The 1,076-nt window shown below is 39.1% G+C and carries 1 protein-coding gene; it reads left to right on the forward strand.

Annotated elements, in window-relative coordinates; translation table 11 throughout:
• Nucleotides 1-781 (forward strand): McrB family protein (locus F6K37_RS44055; protein ID WP_287257435.1); only part of this gene is annotated, 781 nt, incomplete at its 5' end.
• Nucleotides 782-1,076 lie beyond the last annotated feature (295 nt).

Genomic DNA, 1,076 nt, shown 5'->3' on the forward strand with positions numbered 1-1,076 from the left:
AGCAGAGTTAGAGGCATGGATACGTGCTATTGAACGCAAAGGACAAGGAATTTTTTACGGCCCACCAGGTACAGGTAAAACCTATAGTGCTCAAAAAATTGCTAACCATTTAATCAGTGGAAGTGATGGCTTCACAAAACTTGTCCAATTTCATCCTGCCTATTCCTATGAAGACTTTATTCAAGGTATCCGTCCACAAAGTCAAAATGGGGAATTGAGATATCCTCTAGTTCCAGGCAGATTCCTAGAATTCTGTAAGAAAGCTGAGTCTCGGCGAGGAATTTGTGTTCTAATCATCGATGAAATTAATCGTGCTAACCTCGCTAGTGTGTTTGGAGAATTATTGTATCTACTAGAGTACCGGGATCAAAAAATTCCCTTAGCTGGCAGTAATCAACTATTCAGTATCCCGAAAAATGTTCGGATCATCGGTACTATGAACACAGCAGACCGTTCTATTGCTCTAGTTGATCAGGCATTTCGCCGTCGCTTTGCATTTATTCGGCTCTCTCCCAACTATGAAATCTTAAGACGATATCACCAAACAACGGATTTTCCAGTTAATGGATTGATTAAGATACTCGAACAAATAAATAATGCGATCGCAGATCCTAACTACTCCCTGGGAATCTCCTTCTTTCTACTAGAAACTATAGCTAATGAAATTGAAGATATCTGGCGAAGGGAGATTGAGCCATATCTAGAAGAATACTTTTTCGATCAACGGGATAAACTAGAGCAATTTCGTTGGGACACTATAAAATTAAAAATTAAAAATTAAAAATATAGCGTTTCAAATACTTATGAAGTAAATTCAATGTTCTTACCCCTACTCCCTACTCCCTACTCCCTATTCCCTATTCCCTGTTCCCTGGGCGTAGCCCTATAAAAAATGAAAATAATTAAACTAACGGAGTATCAGCCAGATAAGATCTCTTTTGACCATTTTCAGTACCACTAAGCATACCCGCGATTAACCTTAAAGTCACCGATTTTTGAGAGAAACTAATACGAGTTTTGATCGAGGTATGCATATTTTCCATCACCAGCCTCACACGATCAGTGCATGCTGCACC

Origin of the sequence: Moorena sp. SIO4E2, from assembly GCF_010671945.1 — a bacterium.
Lineage (GTDB): Bacteria > Cyanobacteriota > Cyanobacteriia > Cyanobacteriales > Coleofasciculaceae > Moorena > Moorena producens.